Origin of the sequence: Flavobacterium fluvii (genome assembly GCF_900129545.1) — a bacterium.
Taxonomy (GTDB): domain Bacteria; phylum Bacteroidota; class Bacteroidia; order Flavobacteriales; family Flavobacteriaceae; genus Flavobacterium; species Flavobacterium fluvii.
Map to the genome: position 1 here is coordinate 90,371 of NZ_FQWB01000008.1, position 19,960 is coordinate 110,330.

15 protein-coding genes are annotated in these 19,960 nt (G+C 38.8%); 12 read left to right on the top strand and 3 right to left on the bottom strand.

The features are described 5' to 3' along the window. Positions 1–14 precede the first annotated feature (14 nt). Together BUC16_RS15390 and BUC16_RS17665 are read left to right on the top strand one after the other, a co-directional pair. Positions 15–308 carry a 4a-hydroxytetrahydrobiopterin dehydratase gene (locus BUC16_RS15390; protein WP_073371700.1) on the top strand — a complete coding sequence of 98 codons (294 nt, stop codon included), beginning with the start codon at positions 15–17 and terminating at the stop codon, positions 306–308. Between the two features lie 14 nt (positions 309–322). After that, complete coding sequence (locus BUC16_RS17665; protein WP_244534377.1) at positions 323–451, top strand: helix-turn-helix domain-containing protein; 129 nt, start codon at positions 323–325, stop codon at positions 449–451. Between the two features lie 41 nt (positions 452–492). Here BUC16_RS17665 and BUC16_RS15400 read toward each other — a convergent pair whose 3' ends face one another. Both BUC16_RS15400 and BUC16_RS15405 read right to left on the bottom strand, forming a co-directional pair. Beyond that, positions 493–1,521, bottom strand: coding sequence for a rod shape-determining protein (locus tag BUC16_RS15400; protein ID WP_073371701.1), 1,029 nt, complete (start codon positions 1,519–1,521; stop codon positions 493–495). Positions 1,522–1,705: 184 nt separating this feature from the next. Beyond that, positions 1,706–2,110 (bottom strand): cupin domain-containing protein, encoded by a 405-nt coding sequence (locus BUC16_RS15405; RefSeq protein ID WP_073371702.1) that lies wholly within the window; start codon positions 2,108–2,110, stop codon positions 1,706–1,708. A 170-nt stretch (positions 2,111–2,280) separates the two neighbouring features. Here BUC16_RS15405 and BUC16_RS17940 point away from each other — a divergent pair, with 170 nt between their 5' ends. Both BUC16_RS17940 and BUC16_RS15410 read left to right on the top strand, forming a co-directional pair. Beyond that, complete coding sequence (locus BUC16_RS17940) at positions 2,281–2,415, top strand: hypothetical protein (protein ID WP_262987420.1); 135 nt, start codon at positions 2,281–2,283, stop codon at positions 2,413–2,415. Next, positions 2,406–3,176, top strand: a complete 771-nt coding sequence (locus BUC16_RS15410) for a helix-turn-helix domain-containing protein (RefSeq protein WP_141226182.1) — start codon at positions 2,406–2,408, stop codon at positions 3,174–3,176. The genes BUC16_RS17940 and BUC16_RS15410 overlap by 10 nt, the downstream gene beginning before the upstream one ends. A 78-nt stretch (positions 3,177–3,254) precedes the next feature. On the opposite strand, the gene BUC16_RS17760 is transcribed toward BUC16_RS15410, so the two are convergent. Further along, entirely contained in the window at positions 3,255–3,419 is a 165-nt protein-coding gene (locus BUC16_RS17760; RefSeq protein ID WP_170860886.1) for a hypothetical protein, read from the bottom strand. Positions 3,420–3,639: 220 nt separating this feature from the next. On the opposite strand from BUC16_RS17760, the gene BUC16_RS15415 reads away from it, so the two are divergent. The 8 genes from BUC16_RS15415 to BUC16_RS15450 all read left to right on the top strand — a co-directional run bounded on the left by BUC16_RS15415 (position 3,640) and on the right by BUC16_RS15450 (position 19,932). After that, positions 3,640–5,829: an alpha-N-acetylglucosaminidase gene (locus BUC16_RS15415; RefSeq protein ID WP_073371703.1), complete on the top strand. Its 2,190-nt coding sequence runs from the start codon at positions 3,640–3,642 to the stop codon at positions 5,827–5,829. A gap of 33 nt (positions 5,830–5,862) precedes the next feature. Continuing rightward, positions 5,863–7,791: a glucosamine-6-phosphate deaminase gene (gene nagB / locus BUC16_RS15420; RefSeq protein ID WP_073371704.1), complete on the top strand. Its 1,929-nt coding sequence runs from the start codon at positions 5,863–5,865 to the stop codon at positions 7,789–7,791. Between the two features lie 154 nt (positions 7,792–7,945). Continuing rightward, entirely contained in the window at positions 7,946–10,957 is a 3,012-nt protein-coding gene (locus BUC16_RS15425) for a SusC/RagA family TonB-linked outer membrane protein (RefSeq protein ID WP_073371705.1), read from the top strand. Between the two features lie 18 nt (positions 10,958–10,975). Continuing rightward, positions 10,976–12,589, top strand: a complete 1,614-nt coding sequence (locus tag BUC16_RS15430; RefSeq protein ID WP_073371706.1) for a RagB/SusD family nutrient uptake outer membrane protein — start codon at positions 10,976–10,978, stop codon at positions 12,587–12,589. Positions 12,590–12,871: 282 nt separating this feature from the next. Continuing rightward, a complete protein-coding gene (locus BUC16_RS15435) occupies positions 12,872–15,184 on the top strand; it encodes a GH92 family glycosyl hydrolase (protein ID WP_073371707.1) in 2,313 nt (770 codons plus the stop codon). 60 nt (positions 15,185–15,244) lie between these two features. After that, positions 15,245–17,521, top strand: a complete 2,277-nt coding sequence (locus BUC16_RS15440) for a GH92 family glycosyl hydrolase (RefSeq protein WP_073371708.1) — start codon at positions 15,245–15,247, stop codon at positions 17,519–17,521. Between the two features lie 7 nt (positions 17,522–17,528). Beyond that, positions 17,529–18,098, top strand: coding sequence for a hypothetical protein (locus BUC16_RS15445; RefSeq protein WP_073371709.1), 570 nt, complete (start codon positions 17,529–17,531; stop codon positions 18,096–18,098). A gap of 37 nt (positions 18,099–18,135) precedes the next feature. Then, positions 18,136–19,932 carry a hypothetical protein gene (locus tag BUC16_RS15450; RefSeq protein WP_141226183.1) on the top strand — a complete coding sequence of 599 codons (1,797 nt, stop codon included), beginning with the start codon at positions 18,136–18,138 and terminating at the stop codon, positions 19,930–19,932. The last annotated feature ends 28 nt before the right edge of the window (positions 19,933–19,960 follow it).

Below are 19,960 nucleotides of genomic sequence, written 5' to 3' on the forward strand. Positions count from 1 at the left end.
AAAAACTAGAAAAAATGGAAAAACTAAACCAACAAGAAATCCAGGCCAAGATGACGGAATTAGATCCGTCTTGGATAATATTTGGGAAATTCCTCCATCGGGAACTTCTTTTCAAGAATTTTGTAGAAGCTTTTTCGTTTATAACGGCCGTGGCATTGTTGGCCGAAAAAGCGAACCACCATCCCAATTGGAATAACGCCTACAACAAGGTAGTCATCGCGCTCAGCACCCACGACGCCGATGGCATAACGACAAAAGATTTCGATTTGGCCAAGGCAATAGACAAAACAGCTTTGAAATACGTCTAGTGTTGTAAAAAAAGATGTGTCAAATAGCATTTGAACTTGGTTTTAAATATCCACAGCATTTTAATCGTATGTTAAAAAAACACACAGGATATACACCTTTGGAATATAGAAACCAAAATTTACAAACCTCCAAAATCAGTTGACTTTGGAGGTTTGTAAATAAAGTACGGCAGCAATAACTGACTTATTTTATCAATACCCTTTTATATTTAGTCATGTCTTTTAAAACGATGCCAGTGCCTCTAACCACGGCTCTTAAAGGATCTTCTGCAATATATACGGGTAAATCCGTCTTCTGCGAAATCCTTTTATCAAGACCTCGAAGCAACGCGCCTCCACCGGCGAGATACAGACCCGTATGATAAATATCTGCTGCCAGTTCAGGTGGTGTCTGTGAAAGCGTTACCATAATAACGTCTTCAATTCTTTGTATTGATTTATCCAAAGCTTTTGCAATTTCCCTGAAGCTAACCAAAACTTCTTTGGGCTTCCCTGTAAGCAAATCTCTTCCACGAACCGTTAAATCATCAGGAGCATCCTCGAGGTCTTCAATTGCAGCGCCAACTTCAATTTTTATTGTTTCTGCAGAAGCTTCCCCGATATACAGATTATGATGCGTTCTCATATGATACAATATATCGTTGGTAAAAACATCACCCGCAATTTTTATGGATGTGTCACAAATTATTCCTCCAAGTGCAATAACGGCAATTTCTGTAGTTCCTCCCCCTATATCCACTATGAGATTCCCCTGAGGCAGCATCACATCCAAACCAATTCCAATAGCGGCTGCCATAGGCTCATGAATTAGAAACACTTCTTTTCCGTTAACCCGTTCGCAGGACTCTTTGACAGCTCTCATTTCTACCGCGGTAATTCCACTTGGAATACATACTACCATTCGGAATGCGGGAGTAAAAAAAGTTTTCTTTAATTCAGGTATGTTTTTTATAAACCAATTGATCATTTTTTCTGAGGCATCAAAATCTGCAATAACTCCATCTTTAAGCGGCCGGATTGTTTTAATGTTCTCGTGTGTCTTTCCCTGCATTAAACCGGCTTCTTTCCCTACTGCGATAATTTTACCGTTTCTAATATCCCTGGCCACAATGGAAGGGCTGTCCACTACAATCTTTCCATCATAAATTATTAAAGTATTAGCTGTTCCTAAATCCATTGCTATTTCCACTACCATAAAATCAAATAAACCCATAATATCGTTTTATTTAAGAACGCTATTGTTCCTGTTTTATTCTAAATAAAATGAATACACTGCCTGAACAGCATAGATTTATGATAATATTAAGACTAATGAACGAACGATTTCAAACTCTAAAAAATCCCAAACACCAATTTACTAAGTGTTTGGGATTAATGAAATTTTTATGTTTAGTTTATTATTCGGTTGTATTTCCAATATTGTATTCGTCTTCAGTTACAGGAATTAACCATTCCGTTTTATCTGTGGCGCTATCGGGTATAATGGCAAAATGTCTCATTGCATTTTTATGTGAAGCACCGTGCCAATGTTCCACATTTACAGGTATTTGTATCACTTCACCTGATTTTATTATTTCAATTGGTTTTCCTTTTTCTTGATAATAACCAACACCTTCAATGACAATTAATATTTGGCCATTCGTGTGCGTATGCCAATTGGTTCTTGCTCCGGGGTCAAATGACACAATTCCCATTATAGTATTGTATTCTTCTTTATCCAATAACAAATTGACGTTTACCTCACCAACAAAATAGTCTACGGGGGCTTTGTTTCCTTTTTCTATAAATGAGCTTTTTTTCATGATTTTATAATTTTATTTTCCTGTTCTTTGTTGTAAATGGGCTGGATAACGGTCTCCTTGAACATTATACAGATTATGGATGTTAGTGCCATTATTCCTGATTTGGGTATTCGAGCTGACATGGTATCAATCTGGAGAGTATATTTGTGCTATAAATTTAATAAAAACATATGGATACTATTATAAAACTCGAAAAAATATCCCAGCGCAATACGCTAAAAGGCATTGAAACCCTGCATCCTTTAATCAGTGTTTTTGACAATACAGATACAGAAAACTTACCCAATCATAGCCGTTGCATTTAGGTTTCTATGCCATTTTTTTAAAAGCTGGACATTGTGGAGAACTGAAATATGGCCGTAACAACTATGATTATGATGAGGGAACTTTGGTTTTTGTTGCACCCGGACAAGTTATAGAAATTAATAATGCTGATAATTACAAACCTACAGGATTGGCACTTCTTTTTCACCCCGATTTAATAAAAGGAACAACACTTGGAAAACAAATGAGCCAGTATTCCGTCTTTTCTTATGAATCGAACGAAGCCCTACATTTGTCTTTAAAAGAGCAACAAATTATAAAAGATTTATTTAGCAAACTGGAATATGAACTAAGCCAGTCTATTGATAAACACAGTAAAAGCATCATAACCAATAATATCGAATTACTGCTAAATTACTGCGTCCGATTTTATGACAGGCAGTTCATTACCCGCGAAAACATCAACACCAACATTCTGTCCAAATTTGAACACTTGTTGAACGATTATTTCCTATTGGAAACGACAAAGGATTTAGGATTGCCTTCAGTGGCTTATTTTGCGAATCGCTTGCATCTTTCACCAAATTATTTTGGCGATTTAATCAAAAAAGAGACTGGAAAATCGGCTCAGGAACACATCCAATTAAAATTGATGGATGTGGCCAAGGAAAGAATTTTCGATACCGAAAAATCGATTAGCCAAATCGCATTCGAACTCGGTTTCAAATATCCCCAACATTTCAACCGAATGTTCAAAAAAAGTACGGGTTATACGCCCAATGAATATAGAGTGTTGAATTAAAAAGATAACCCCCTTAAAATCAAATTATTTTAAGGGGTTTATTTTTGTCTTTTTCAATTATCAATAAGGGATGTTAGATCATAAATCCAACCGAAACTTCAATTCTTTGGGCGTCAATCCATTTGGCATCATCCGTTTTTTTTCAATACGCAATCTGTCTATAGTTTTGGTTGATGCGTCCATCTTTTGAAGATTCATTATCCATACTTTTATCATTAAATCAGGAGCAAATTTATTTCGCATAAAAGTGTATGGATTTTACGGTTGGTTTTTTTGGGAAGATGGCGTAATTTAACAATGCAGCAGGAAGCGAAATAGTAAAGGTGGATGATGTCAATATTTTAATTTATGAGTTGGTTTAGTTGAGTTGGTTTTTGATGGGGGGATTATATATTTAATCTCCCTTTTTTGCATTTGTTTTTTAGAAAAAAGAGTAGTGTTCGTTTAATAAATATATGTCTATATGAGAAAAATGGGTTTGAAAATTAAAAATTATAATGGATTGGGGATTGTTATTCCTTTTTTGGCAATGTTCTTCTTTGGGACAGCCGTGGGTTATTCCCAAAATGGAGAAAACACAAAAAGCGCAACAGCCGTTCTGGAAAGGCTTATCGGGAAACGTGTGACTGAGTTTGACTTGAGCATTATGGAAAACAAGAATCCAGACAATGCAGACAGCTTTGAAGTGGAAACGACGGCGAATCGAGTAAAGATTAAAGGAACATCCAATGCGGTCATTTGTTATGCGGCCCATACTTTTCTTGGAGACATTGGAGCCGCTTCGGTGAGTTGGGAAGGAAACAGGATAGACCTGCCCAAAACTTGGCCCAAGTATGCCAAAAAAGGAGCTACGCCTTTTAAATACAGGAAATACTTGAATGCCTGCACCTTTGGCTACACCATGCCATGGTGGGATTGGAAGCGTTGGGAGCAAGAAATAGATTGGATGGCGCTTCACGGCATCAACCTGCCTACGGCAATGGAAGGACAAGAAGCGGTTTGGCAACAATTATGGAAAGAGTATGGCGTAACCGATAGCCAATTGAAATCACATTTTGCGGGACCGGCCTTCTTGCCTTGGCAAAGAATGGGGAACATAAACAGTCTGGAAGGCCCCTTGCCGCAAGAATGGATTGATAAAAAGGCAACGATCCAAAAAAATATCCTGCAACGAATGAGGGCATTGGGTATGCATCCCGTTGTGCCCGCTTTTAGTGGTTATGTGCCCAAAGCATTTGCCGAGAAACATCCTGGTTCCAAGATTAGCGAATTAAGTTCTTGGTCAGGAGGCGGTTTCGAAAGTACCTATTTGCTGGATTCCAAAGACCCATTGTTCAAGGAAATAGGAAAACGATTCATCGAAATTTACACCCAATTATATGGAGAATCCGATTTCTATCTGGCCGATTCATTCAACGAAATAACGCCACCAGTTTCAAAAGAACACAAATACGAAGAACTGTCCGATTATGGAAACGCAATATTTCAAACCATTGACGAAGCCTCGCCGAGCGCTACTTGGGTGATGCAAGGCTGGCTCTTTGGTGACAATAAAGAGTTTTGGACGAAAGAAGCCACCAAAGCTTTTCTGTCTAAAGTGCCAAACAACAGGTTGATTATTCAAGATTATGCCAACGACAGGTACAAAGTATGGGAAAAGCAGGAAGCCTTTTATGGAAAACAATGGACTTATGGCTACGTGCATAATTATGGGGGATCGAATCCGGTTTATGGGGATTTGAATTACTACAAAAAAGAACTCGAATATGTGTTGAAAAATGCCAACAAAGGCAATCTGGTGGGCTATGGCGTAATGCCCGAAGGTTTGAACAACAACTCGATGGTTTACGAATACATTTATGATCTGCCATGGTCTCAAGGAAAGGAACCGGTCAACGATTGGCTAATGAATTATTTGAAAGCCAGATACGGAAATAAAATCACTCCCCCAGTTTTTCAAGCTTGGCAATTGTTGCTGGAATCGGTGTACAGCACCAAATATTGGGAAACCCGCTGGTGGAATGACAGGGCAGGTGCTTATTTGTTTTTTAAAAGACCCACCCTGAAAATAACGGAATTCAAGGGCAATCCCGGTAACAAGGAAAAACTGGAAAAAGCTATGGATATTTTGAAAAGGGAAGCCAAAAACTTTGATAAAAACAGTCTTTATGATTATGATTTAAGGGATGTTTCAAGGCATTATAACTCGCTTCGAATGGACGAGTTGTTGATGGAATGCGTTGCCGCTTATGAGTCGAAAGACATGGCAAAAGCGGATGGCTTGTTCAAAAAAATAGAACAACAGGCCTTGGATATAAACGCCATCGTTTCAGGGCAACCCTTGAACAGTTTGAAATATTGGTTGAAATCTGCCTGGGATTATGGAAGTTCTCCTGATGAATCCAGACTGTATGTAAAAAATGCCAAAACGCTCATAACCCTTTGGGGAGGAGAAGGTCATTTGAATGATTATGCCTCCAGGGCTTGGAGCGGAATGTACAAAGAATTTTATTGGCCAAGATGGAAAATGTTTTTGCAGGCATTAAGAGAATCAAAAATAAACGACAAACCATTTGACGAAGAGAAGGAAAGAGAATCCATAAAACAATGGGAAACCAAATGGTGTGAAAGCAGTGAAATGTATGATAAATAGACATATTAATAGTTTAACCAAAAAATAAAAACAATGTTAAAAAGCAGTATAGACAAAGCAACCAGTTTTGAAAAGCGGTTCGAGAACATCGGCACTGTGGTGTATGAAAACTCGGTGGTGGCTTCTCAATCGGTAGCCCAAGAAATTGCGAGTTTAATAAAGGAAAAGCAGGCCTTAAACCAGCCGTGCATATTGGGATTGGCTACGGGTTCTAGCCCAAAAAGCCTGTATGCGGAGCTGGTTCGTCTTCACAAGGAAGAAGGATTGAGTTTCCATAACGTGGTATCCTTCAATTTGGATGAATATTACCCTATGGAACCCGATTCCATCAATAGTTATGTGCGGTTCATGAAAGAATTATTGTTCAATCATGTCGACATTCTGCCGGAAAACATTCACGTTCCCGACGGTACTTTGTCGAAAAATGAAATAGGGGATTACTGCGACAATTACGAAGCCAAGATAGAAGCGGCGGGAGGAATCGACCTGCAGATTTTGGGAATTGGAGGAAATGGACATATCGGATTCAATGAATCGGGTTCGTTGCAAAACTCGAAAACAAGATTGGTGGCCTTGGATCACATCACGCGTGTGGCGGCCAGCAACGACTTTTCGGGGTTGAACAATACGCCAAGAACGGCAATTACTTTGGGAGTCAAAAAGATTATGGAGGCCAAACGGGTGATATTGATGGCTTGGGGAGAAGGAAAATCGAACATCATCAAGGCTTCCGTGGAAGGTCCCGTGACCAACCAGGTTCCGGCTTCCTTTTTGCAGGAGCGCAGCAACACCACTTTTGTATTGGACAAATCGGCCGCTTCCAAATTGACCCGCATCCATACGCCTTGGTTGGTTGAAAAAGTGGATTGGACAGACAACCTCATCAGGAAAGCCGTTTTAGGCTTGGCTTTGCATTTGAAAAAACCAATACTGATGTTGACCGATGCCGATTATATCGAGAATGGAATGAGTGATTTACTCGCCGATTTAGGACCGGCTTACGACATCAACATCAAGATTTTCAACAAACTGCAAAACACCATTACGGGATGGCCGGGAGGCAAACCCAATGCCGATGACAGCAAACGACCGGAAAGGGCGGAACCTGCCAAGAAAAGGGTGCTTATCTTTAGTCCTCATCCCGATGACGACATCATAAGTATGGGAGGAACTTTCAAACGCTTGCAGGAACAAGGACACGAAGTGCACGTAGGCTACCAAACCTCCGGAAATATCGCGGTGGCCGATGATGAAGCTTTGCGTTTTGCCAGTTTTGTATGCGATTACAATACCAAATTCGGTATCGAAAGTAGGGAAGCGGACAACATTTACACGAAAGCCGCACAATTTCTCAAAAACAAGAAAAACAGTGAAGTAGATATCCCAGAGGTTAGATACATCAAAGGATTGATTCGAAAAGGAGAAGCGGAATCCACTTGTTATTTTGTGGGTTTGCCGGACAGCCAAATTCATTTTATGGAACTTCCTTTTTATGAAACAGGCGCCATAAAGAAAAATCCGCTGGGAGAAAAAGACATTCAAATCACGATGGATTTGATAGCTAAAATCAAGCCCCACCAAATATATGCGGCAGGCGATTTGGCCGATCCTCACGGAACCCATAAAACCTGTTTGGACATTGTTTTCGAAGCGGTCAAAAGATTGAAACCCCAAAAGTACATGGACGATTGCTGGGTGTGGTTGTACAGGGGTGCATGGCAGGAATGGGGAATGGATGAAATTGAGATGGCCGTGCCGATGGGACCCGATCAAGTACTGGAAAAAAGAAAGGCTATTTTCAAACACCAATCCCAAAAAGACGGAGTGGTTTTTCAAGGAGCCGACAGCAGGGAATTCTGGCAACGTGCCGAGGACAGAAACAGGGAAACTGCCGATCTATATCATCAACTTGGACTCTCGCACTATGCGGCTATGGAAGCTTTTGTGAGATGGATCTATTAATTTCACTATATCGTTGTAGAAATTAAGGACTGGTATGTCCCGTATTCATTGGGGTTAAAGAAAATATCCATATTTCTGAATAACTTGTCCATCTCTCGATAATTCTTTACTATTAATTTCGCTAAACATTAACCAATTAACTAATAAAAAAAATATGGAAAAACTTAAGCTTCTATTATTAGCCTTTTTTATAGGCTTCTCAATTAATTCCTGGGCACAAAATACACAAGTGTCAGGTGTAGTTTTGGATGAGCAAGGGATGCCTTTGCCCGCGGCCAATGTAGTTGAAAATGGCACTAAAAATGGTGTCGGTACAGATTCTGATGGAAAATTCAAAATATCGCTTTCAAATAAAAATGCAGTATTGGTAATTTCCTTTGTGGGGTTTGTGGAACAACGTGTTAAAGTAGATGGTTCAAAAACCAATTATACAATTAAATTGGCTTCCGCAGCCACTGGCTTGGAACAAGTTGTGGTGGTTGGTTATGGAAAAGGTTCTCGTAAAAACTTGACCACATCCGTTTCTTCCGTAAAAGCAGATCAATTGAATAATGGAGTAATCAGTGATGTTGGGCAACTGCTGCAAGGTAAAGTTGCAGGGTTAAACGTTTCGACCAGTGGTGATCCTACCAAAAACTCTTCGGTAGTTTTGCGTGGTGCTTCAACATTAAATAGTTCACAAGGACCATTCTATGTAGTGGATGGTATTCCAGGTGTTGATATTTCCATTATTGCACCAGAGGACATTGTTACTGTTGATGTTTTGAAAGATGCTGCAGCAACCGCTATTTATGGTAATCGTGCCGCAAATGGTGTTATCATGGTAACTACAAAAAGAGGGAGTAAAGACAAAACCCAAATTAGTTACAGCAATTACTTTGGTATTGAGGAAGTTTCAAATCAGATTGACATGATGGATTCCAATCAGTTAAGAGCATTCACGACTAAAAACAATTTGAATTTTACTCCTCAAAATGATAAAGGGGCGAATACGGATTGGCAAAAGGAAATCCTTAGAGATGGAGGGGCTGTTTCAAGTAGCCACAACCTTTCGATGAGTGGTGGAGGTGAACATGGCAATTATTTTGCAAGTGTGACATCCATCAAGAAAGAAGGAGTTCTTTTGGGGAATGAATTTTCACGTGTAATAGCGCATTTAGCGGTAGAGCAATATGCTATTGACGATAAAGTTAAATTTGGTTTGAATGTAACCAACTCCAATAGTGTTTACAATAACGTCCCTCAGCGTAACGTTGTACTTTTACAATCAATTAGTCACCTTCCAGTTTCACCGGTAAGAAATCCCGATGGATCGTATTTTGAAAACTTCATTCAAACAGGTTATTTCAATCCTGTTGCGATGATTAATCATGGTGATGATGATACAAAAACCAATAATTTTGTGGGTAGTTTCACTACAGAGGTAAAACTTCCTTTTGGATTTTCTTATAACTTAAATCTTTCTTATCAGCAGTTAAATTCATTGCATGGTGAGTTTTATGACAGCTACTATCAAAAATATAATAGTGCTAATTTTTATAATAACCCAGATCCACCTTTTACACGTTCATTGGTGAATTTTGGAGTAAATGGATCGGCATTGAGAAATTCATATCAAAACACCAATACGATTATTGAAAGCTTTTTAAACTGGGACAAGACTTTTGGAAATCACAAAATCAAGGCAGTTATCGGGTATTCATGGCAAGAAGATGTTTTGGGTGATGGATTTCAGGCCACAAACACTAATTTTCCTGTAGATGATGTAAGTTACAACAATCTTGCCCTAGGTAATTATGGTTCAGTTTCAGGTTATAGAGTTGATTTTGGCGATAGCAGGGCTTACCAGAAAAAACGTTTGATTTCTGAATTTGCACGTCTAAACTACAATTACAAGGATAAATATCTTTTGCAAGGATCAATCAGAAGAGACGGTGGTTCCGTATTTGGATCAAACAATCAATGGGGTTATTTCCCTTCTGTAGGTGGTGCATGGAGAATTGAAAAAGAAGGTTTTATGAAAAACCAAAAGATTTTTACGGATTTAAAACTTCGTGCAAGTTGGGGTGAAACCGGAAACTCTTCTGGATTCAATGCTTATACGGCCCAGTTTATTTCGGGAAGTCTTGGTACATTCTATTATAACGGACAGCAGACAGGTGCTTATGGCCCAAATCAAGCTGCCAATCCAGATTTGAATTGGGAAAAAACGGCTACTGCAAACATTGGTGTTGATTTCACGATATTGAAAGGGATAGTATCTGGTTCTGTTGATGTGTATAACAAAAAAACAACCGACATGATTTATAATTATGCTGTAAACCCTGTACTTGTACCGGTAGGATCAATTGTAGCCAACGGAGGTAATATGTCAAACAAAGGTGTTGAGGTTGCTTTGAGCAGTACTCCAATTAAAACTGAAAAATTTAGCTGGACAACCAATTTGAATTATTCACACAACAAAAACGAAATCACTAAATTGACAAATCCGTATTTTATCGGAGGAGACTCCATACGAAGAGTACAGCCTGATGGAGGCGGACAAACAGGAAGTACTTTGCAGATTTTCAAAGAAGGAAAACCTCTTGGACAGTTCTTTACGCTGAAGTATGAAGGAAAAAATGCAGCCGGTGTTTCTCAATATCGTGCCAAAGACGGAAGTTTAACAACAAATCCTGCTATTGGTGTAGATTACCATTATGCAGGAAGTGCACAGCCTAAATTTTTAATGGGATGGGATAACAATTTTACATACAAAAAATTTGATTTGAACATCTTTTTCCGAGGCGTATTTGGCAATGAAATTTTCAACGCAACCCGTGCGGATTTATTCAGGCCAAGTACTGCAATGACTAACAACATTCATGCAGATGCTGCAAACGAATCACCAAATGACCTGAATGCCTATAAATATTCGACGCGGTTTATTGAAGATGGCAGTTACATCAGATTGGACAATATGACTCTTGGATATGATTTTGGTAAAGTTGGTAAATACATAAAAAAAATACGTATCTACGAGACAATAAACAATGTGTTTACTATTACCAAGTATTCTGGAATTGATCCTGAAGTAGAACAAGGAGGAACGGCTCCGGGTGTAGATTCAAACAACTTTTATCCAAAAACAAGAACTTTCTTGTTTGGTTTAAACGTTATATTCTAAAAATTAAATTGTAAAATTATGAAAAAGATATTAAAATATATAGGACTTCCAATGCTTATAGTTGGATCATTATGGTCTTGCGAGAATCTAGATGTACCCATTACCACGCAACTAACGCCGGATGTATTCCCACAGAATTCAGCACAATATATTCAAGCTTCTGGCGCAGTATATACTGCCTTTCGTGGAGATTTTGCCTTTTCTTGGTGGTGGTCACAATCATTAAGTACTGATGAAGCCATTATGCCTGCACGTGGAGGAAACTGGTTTGATAATAGAGGCTATGCTTGCCAGCATTACCATGATTGGACTCCAGACAATGGAGTGGGGCCTTGGGGCTGGGCAGAAGCTGTTATTGGAACGAGCAATCAGACCATTTCAATTTTAGATAAAACAATGCCTAGTGGTTCAGAAAAATCAACAATGATTGCTGAATTAAAAACGATGCGTGCCATTACTTATTTTATGCTGATGGATTCTTATGGAGGTGTGCCATTAGATACTGTATATGGAGAATTTAGCTCTAAAGCGAGATCTAGCAGAATTGAAGTTTTCAATTTCATAGAAAAAGAATTGAAAAAAGCAGTTCCTAATTTGAATCCTGCATCTGGTATCACAACTTATGGAAGACCCAACAAACAAACGGCCAATGCCATGCTTGCCAAATTATACTTGAATGCTGAGGTTTATACCGGAACTGCACGCTACAATGATTGTGTTGCCGCTTGTGATGCAGTAATTGGTTCAGGATTGTATGCAATTGAGCCTAGAAGTTCTTATCTTCAAATGTTTTATCCAAACAATGGACCGCAAATGAAAGAATTTATTTTTGCTGTACCTTTTGATCCTTCAGCTACAACAGTAGGTTTCAATGGACAAATGTATCATTCACGTTACGATGTGCCTCGTTCTGAAAGAGCCAAGTTTGGTCTTCCTTTTACGCCAAGTGCACCTAGAAGTACTTTGCCTGAATTTTATGCCAATTTCAATGATGTGAATGATATTCGCAACAAACAATGGTTGACTGGTTTGCAATTCATGAATGACGGAGTAACACCAGTAATGGTTACCACAACCAAAAAGGGATACGATCAGTTCTATACTGGATCTGATGGTGCTGCGAGTTATACCTATCAGGTAAACTTGACGCCAAATATTGTGCTTCGCCAGAATCCTGCTTTGTTCGACTGTGGAGATGATGAAATTGCCTGGAATATGGGTTATAGAAACATTAAATTTTATCCTGACAATACATCAACTAGCCGTAACCAAAATAATGATGTGCCATTTTTACGCTATTCAGATGTTATCTTGATGAAAGCTGAGGCTATTCTTCGTGGAGGAAATGCCACTTTGGGTCACACTGCTCTTTCATTGGTAAACATGGTTCGTAGCCAACGATCTACTTCTGCAGCATGGACTAGTGTAAGTTTAGAAGATCTTTATAAAGAAAGATCTCGTGAATTTGCTTGGGAAGCATGGCATAGAAACGACATGATTCGTTTTGGCAAGTATGAAGGTCAATGGGGATTCAAAACAAATACGGAAACTTATCGTCGTATTTTCCCGATTCCAACTTATGCTAAGGCTTTAAATCCTGCTCTAACACAGAATCCGGGTTATCCACAATAAAAATTAATCTAAAAGTAAATTTGCTGGTAGATTTCAATTCTATAAAAAGGAGAAGAAGATTAAAATTTCTTCTCCTTTTTTTATCAAAAAAAACATTCTGGATTTAGTTTGGCAGCCATTGGAATGCCCATTTTTGAATGCAGGATGATTTTTTTTAAGTCATTTTATTTTTCTGTTCTCGACTGATAACAAAAAATAATGGAATGCCATTTATAAACGCAGAAACGCTGTAGTTCCATCAAGTTCTGTAACATCCACAGACTGTCAATATAAATAGAACAAATGAGACTAAATAAAATTTTAAAAATCGGGAACATAGGAATAAGCATTGCCCTTATTTTTCTAGTATCATGTAAAACCGAAATAACAACTTCTCTTCCAAAGAAACAATTGGTGGACAAGGTATATCCTTTGCTTGACACGGAAAACTCGCGTTGGTTTTTCTTTTCATCCGCAAGCCGTCCATTTGGCATGATGAATTTAAGCCCGGACACGGGAATCAATGGCGATTGGGGAGGTGGATACAAGTACACGACAGATACAATAAAAGGTTTTAGCCATATTCATGAATGGCAAATGTCTGGACTTTCCGTGATGCCGGTAACCATTTCTGAAGAGTCCAATAAAAATATTTTTAAAGATTTTTACTCTAAATTTAGTCATGAAACCGAAAAAATAAGTCCAGGATATCATTCCCTGCTATTGGACAGATACCAAATAAACACGGAATTGACCAGTACAAAAAGAGTAGGTTTTCATAGATACACGTTTCCAGAAAACACTCAAAAAGCCATTCTTTTCAATCTCAATACCATCTTGGGGCCTTGTGACAATACAAATGGAACATTGGAAAAGAATAACGATTACGAGCTTTCCGGAACATTGGTAATGAGTCCAAATTTTAGACGCCCAAAACCATTGAAGGTATTTTTTATGATCAAGACTAATGCGCCAATTGCTTCCATAAAGCAAGACGCTGTTACGGGTAATTATTTGGTAAATTTGGGTAAATTTGATAAAAAAGTATTGATGAAAGTCGGTATTTCTTATACTTCGGTTGAAAACGCCACGATCAACATCCAAGAAGAATTGCCGCATTGGGATTTTGACAAAGTCGTTGCAGAATCAAGAACCGAATGGAACAATTTGTTGGGCAGAATCAAGGTTGAAGGCGGAACAGAAACCGATCAGAGACGATTTTACACTGACCTTTGGCACGCTTTGCAAGGACGAAAAATGATCAGTGATGCAAATGGTGCCTATCCGGACAATACGGGAAAAAACTTCAGGATTGGGCAATTGCCGCTTGATGAAAACGGGAAACCAAAATTCAATCAATACAATTCCGATTCGTTTTGGGGAGCCCAATGGACGATAAATTCACTTTGGGGTCTTGTTTACCCAGAAATTATGGAAGAATTTGTACATTCATTGATGCAATATTATAAAGATGGCGGAATGATTCCTCGTGGTCCTTCCGGAGGCAATTATACCTTTGTGATGACGGGAGCTTCGACAACTCCTTTTATCGTTAGTGCCATTCAAAAAGGATTGGTAAAAGAAGATTTGGAATCCATTTATGCGGCACTCAAAAAAAACCACATGCTCAATGGCATTATGGGAAAAGCGGGTTATGAACACAACACCAATAGTGGAGGAGGATTAAAATATTATATGGAAAAGGGCTTTGTGCCTTATCCAATCCCTGAAGGCGAATTTGGAAGTCACCAAGACGGTGCCAGCCAAACTTTGGAATACGCTTATCAAGACTGGACTTTGGCGCAATTGGCCAAGAAATTAAATTATGAAGCCGATTATAATTATTTTATGGCCAGATCCAAAAATTATAAAAATATATTTGATAAAACAACAGGATGGATGCGCCCTAAAAATGCTGATGGAAAATGGTTCGAAAACTTCGATCCGTACCAATATGAGAATGGCTTTGTAGAATCGAATGGTGCGCAATCAACTTGGTTTGTGCCGCAAGATATTGATGGTTTGGCTGAATTGATGGGTGGAAAAGAAAAAGCGGTGGCAAAATTAAACGCTCAATTTGAAGCTGCCCAAAAGTTGAAATTCACTTCTGGAACCTCGCACGATGCTGAATTGCATCCGGAGTTAAGCCGCATTCCAATCAATTTTGGCAACCAACCTTCGATTCAAACTTCCTATATTTTCAACTTGTTGGGAAGACCCGATTTGACACAGTATTGGACCCGAAACGTCGTTAAGGAAACCTTTAGCGGATTGTCGCCAAGTACAGGTTATAACGGGGATGAAGATCAAGGTTTAATGGGGAGTTTAAATGTATTGTTTAAAATTGGATTGTTTCAAATGAATGGGGGTACATCAGAAAATCCTGAATACCAGATAGGAAGCCCCATATTTAATAAAGTGTCCATTCAATTGAATCCAAAGTATTATCCGGGTAAAAAGTTGGTCATTAAAGCCAGCAACAATAGCCCAGAAAACGTTTATGTCAACACGATAAACTTCAACAAAAAAACCGTAAAAAACCTTAGTATTTCTCATAGAGATATTACAAATGGTGGTGAATTAATTTTGGAAATGTCCAATAAACCAACGAAATAATATTTTATTAAAAAACCAATTGACAACAAAAAACAATACCAATTCAAAGCATAAAAGAAAATGAAATTGAATACTAAAATCATGTTTTTTTTAGGGATGTCGTTATTCTTTTCGACAACAATCAATGCCCAAAACCAGCTTCATAATTACGTAGATCCCATGATTGGGTCAGAAGGCGACGGAAGAGTGTTTATTGGTCCTTCTTGTCCTTACGGCATGGTCAAACCAAGTCCGGATTGCACGGTGAGACCCAATAGTGGTTGGTTGCCGTTGCCAACAGAAGTAACGGGATTCAGTCAAGTTCACGTTAGTGGGACTGGTGGTGGTCAAAAATACGGGAATATCCAGATCATGCCTTTTTCCGGTGCTTTGGATAAATTAGATCAAACTTCTTATAGGGCAGAAGAAAACATAAAATTGGGTTATTATGAAACGGTTTTCAAAGAAAATCAGATAAAAACGGAAATAACGACAGCCGAGAAAGTTTCGTTTTATCGCATTACGTATCCCAAAAACGCATCCAAAGAGTTAAAGATTGACCCAGGTTTTTTCTTGGGAGAAAATCCTGAACCCAACGCAAGAGAAGCCCAGCAATTTGTTGGTTCCCAAATCGAAATTGTTTCGGACACAGAAGTAAGAGGATACAGCAGGATAAGAGGAGGATGGAATAACGGTCGTGCTTATACCGTTTACTTTTGGGCAGTTTTCGACCAGCCAATTGCCAAACATGTTACTTGGAAAGACGGCAAATTTTACGCCAACCAATCGGCTCAATTTGATTCAGGAAAAAAAACGGCTGCACTACTTTCTTTTGGTACAGCTGGAAAGCAAGAACTGAATGTCAAAATCGGAATCTCGTTTTTGAGTGAGCTGAAAGCCAAAAACAATATTGAAACAGAAATTCCGCATTGGAATTTCAATACCGTTTTATCCGCATTGGAAAACAAATGGGAGCAATTGTTAAGTCGCATCAAACTGTCGGCAGACACCTCCAATGAGTATAAAAAAATGTTTTACACGGGCTTGTACCATACCATGATAATGCCTGTAAACAGAACGGGAGAAAATCCGTTGTGGGAAAATGATGGGCCATATTATGATGATTTTTATACTATTTGGGATACTTTTAGAACATCCAGTCCTTTGATAACACTAATCGATTCCAAGCGTCAGGTAGAAATTGTCAATGCCATGCTAAATATCTACAAGCATGATGGTTATTTGCCGGAAGGCAGAAGCGGGAATGATAACGGCCGTACTCAAGGCGGTTCTAATGCCGAGACTGTACTAGCTGATGCTTTTGTGAAAAATCTAAAAGGGATTGATTATGAACTGGCATTGAAAGCAATGCTGAAAGATGCAGAAGTTCCTCCGGGTGGAAATGAAGAGAAAGAAGGCCGTGCCGGATTAGTGGATTATTTGCGATTGGGCTATGTGCCATTTGGGGTGGGTCGTGCTGGAAACTGTACCATGGATTATGCCTACAACGATTATAATATAGCAACGGTTGCCAAAGGATTGAATCGTATGGATATTTATGACAGATACATGAAACAATCCAATAATTGGAAAAATTTATGGCGAGCCGATTATGAAAATAAAGGCACCAAAGGTTTCATCATGCCCAAAGATGCGGCCGGCAATTGGTTGGATGATGTTGTTTTTGGAGAGTCAAAAATTCAAAAGCCAACCTATAAATATACGCCGACAATTACGGAATCTCCTTGGTATGTTTGTCATTGGTGCGTGTTTTTTTATGAAGGAACTTCTTGGGAATATTCTTTGAGTGTCCCGCATGACTTACCTGAAGTTGTTCGTAAATCAGGCGGTGAATTGGCTTTCCAAAAAAGATTGGATACATTTTTTGACAACAAATTGTATGATGTTTCCAATGAGCCTTCTTTTTTGGCGCCGACTATGTATCATTGGATAGGAAAACCGTATTTAAGCAGTGACAGAATCATGGGAATCATTAATGAGAGTTTCAATACTTCCCATGCAGGTTTGCCGGGCAATGACGATTCCGGTGCGATGTCGTCTTGGTTGGCTTTCCACATGATAGGGTTGTATCCAAACGCAGGTCAGCCTTATTATTTACTGAATACGCCATTAATCAAAGAAACCACATTGCAGTTGGAAGACGGGAAAAGTTTCAAGATTACGACCAAAAATTTAAGTGATACCAAGAAGTATGTAAAATCGGCTTTGTTGAACGGAAAGCCTTTCAACCAAGCTTGGATTTTACACGAAGACATCGTTAAAGGAGGCGAATTGATTTTGGAAATGGACTCCAAACCTTCGGCTTGGGGCACCACTATTTTACCACCAACAAAATAAGCAACAGATGAAAAATATAATTGCCACAATCGTTTTTTGTTCACTATTTCAAATGGTGACAGCACAAAGCCATATACCCACGATTAAAAACAAAACAGAATTAAATTATGTCTGCAAATTGCACGGGCAAACCAGAACCTTGACGCTAAACACCAAAATGACAGCCGATACGCTTGTGTTTGAATTGAATACCAAAGGCGTGAAAAACAGCAGTATCACAATTCGGCAGGAAGCATTGAAAAAGGGAAATGCCTTGAGTTATATTCAAGGCGAGGATTTAGAAGTTTTGGTATTGAAACCGACAGAGACTTTTTTCATGATTTCGAGAGCGGCTTACCAAGATTTATTAAAAAACAACAAGTTCATTTATAACAATACCACCTATGTTTTAGATCAAAATGCCGACAAAAATCCGTTTGTACTAGACGGAAAATCGGTTGATGCTTTGCACGTAATTGCACAGATAGATGAAACCGAAATGTGGATTGTAAAAAATCTGGATTACCCTTTAATCTGTAAAATGACCAAAAACCCATTGGGAATAAATTTCACGCTCGTGAAAATTGAGGATAAGTAATTTAAACCAACCAAAAACCAACCGAAAAACCTACAGCATGAAAAATAAAATGAGTCGTGGAAAATTTATTAGACTTGGTGGACTGACATTGGCAGGAGCATTGGTTAGCGATCTTGTTTTTGCAAATGATTTATTTTCAGATAATGGCAAGACAAAAGTGGATACGCAATTAATGAAAAAACTCCTTTTGAACAATGATGCCAAAGTGAAGAGCATATTGGATAAAGGATTGGTTAATCCCAATATTCGCATCAGTAATTTTAGGCCATTGGCAGGTGCCATAACTGCGATGACCGCTTCGATATCCCATTCGGAATCGGAATATTACAAGTCCAAAGTTTTGGAAGAGAAACTGAATCAAGTAATGGATATAATGTTGAAGGAGCAATACAGTGATGGCACATTGGATGCGGGAGGCAACAGACAATCACCGCCTGATACCGCTTTTATTTTGGAATATATTTGTCCGGCTGCCGCAGTGTTGAATCTGGAAAAACAGAAAGATTTGGAAGGGTTGAGAAACAAAATGAAAAGTTTTATCGTCAATGCGGGAGAAGCCATGGTTACTGGAGGGGTTCATACTCCAAACCACAGATGGGTTGTCAGTGCCGCTTTGGCCAATATCAATTTTTTGTATCCGGATGCCAAATATGTCAGAAGAATTGACCAATGGCTGGCCGAGGGGATTTACATCGATGCCGAGGGTCATTATTCGGAGCGAAGCGGAATTTATTCCGTTGTCATCGACAAAGCATTGATTACCATTGCAAGATTGTTGAACAAACCGGAATTGTTGAATATTGTTCAAAAAAACCTGACGACCTATTTTTATTATATGGAACCCAATGGAGATTTGGTTTCCGTTGATTCCAGAAGACAGGATCAATTTATGGACATAAATAGCTCCAAATTTTATTTGCCATACCGTTACATGGCCATTTATGCCAACAATCCAATGTTTGCCCAGATGGCTAAAAATATCGAAAATCTTCCCGATTTTACTACTGAAACCCTTTCAGGTTCGTTGTTGTTTTTTATGGAAAACAAAGAGCTTCAGCAACCGCTTCCGGTTGCAGCCAATGTGGAGAATGATTATGAAAAGTTTTTTGCATTGTCCAATTTGGCCAGAATCAGGCGCGGAAAAACGGCTGTAACATTATTTGGCGGAAATGACAAACCGGTAATGATTGTTTCCGGGAGATCCTCAAATCCCAACTTTTTGATGTACAGGAAAAGTGATGCCATACTGAAATACATGCGTTTGTCCACTTCGTTTTTTAGAATGGGATATTTCAGTAGTGACGGCATCATCAAAGAAGGAAATAAATATATTTTGAAGGAAACCAAGGAAGCGGATTATTACCAGCCTCTTGCCGCAGAATTCCGCAAAGCCGACGGGGATTATACATTATCGCCATCACCGGATGGTCGATTTTGGAATAAAATGGAATTTGATTCCCGATCAAAAAGCAATGTAAAACAGCAAATTACCGTGATTGAAGTTACGGAAAATAATGGAAGGCTAAATTTGGATTTTAAAGTGGATGGCCCACCCAATGTTGAAGTGACAATAGAAATGTGCTTTAAAGAAGGAAGCAACATTACGGGAGCCGTGAAGGATGAAAAGAACAATTATTTCTTGAATTCTGGATTGGCAGAATTGTCCATGGGGGCAGATAGCATTCAATTTGGCCCTGGAAAGGTGGAACATCGCAATATAGATAATTTGGACAGTGAAATATATACCTATCATCAAGGCAGTTTGCGTACAAATGGCGTACATGTTTACATTACGGGATTCACCCCATTTAGGCATAAAATGACGATTTCATAATAAATGGAGGAATTTTTCTGGCATTGTA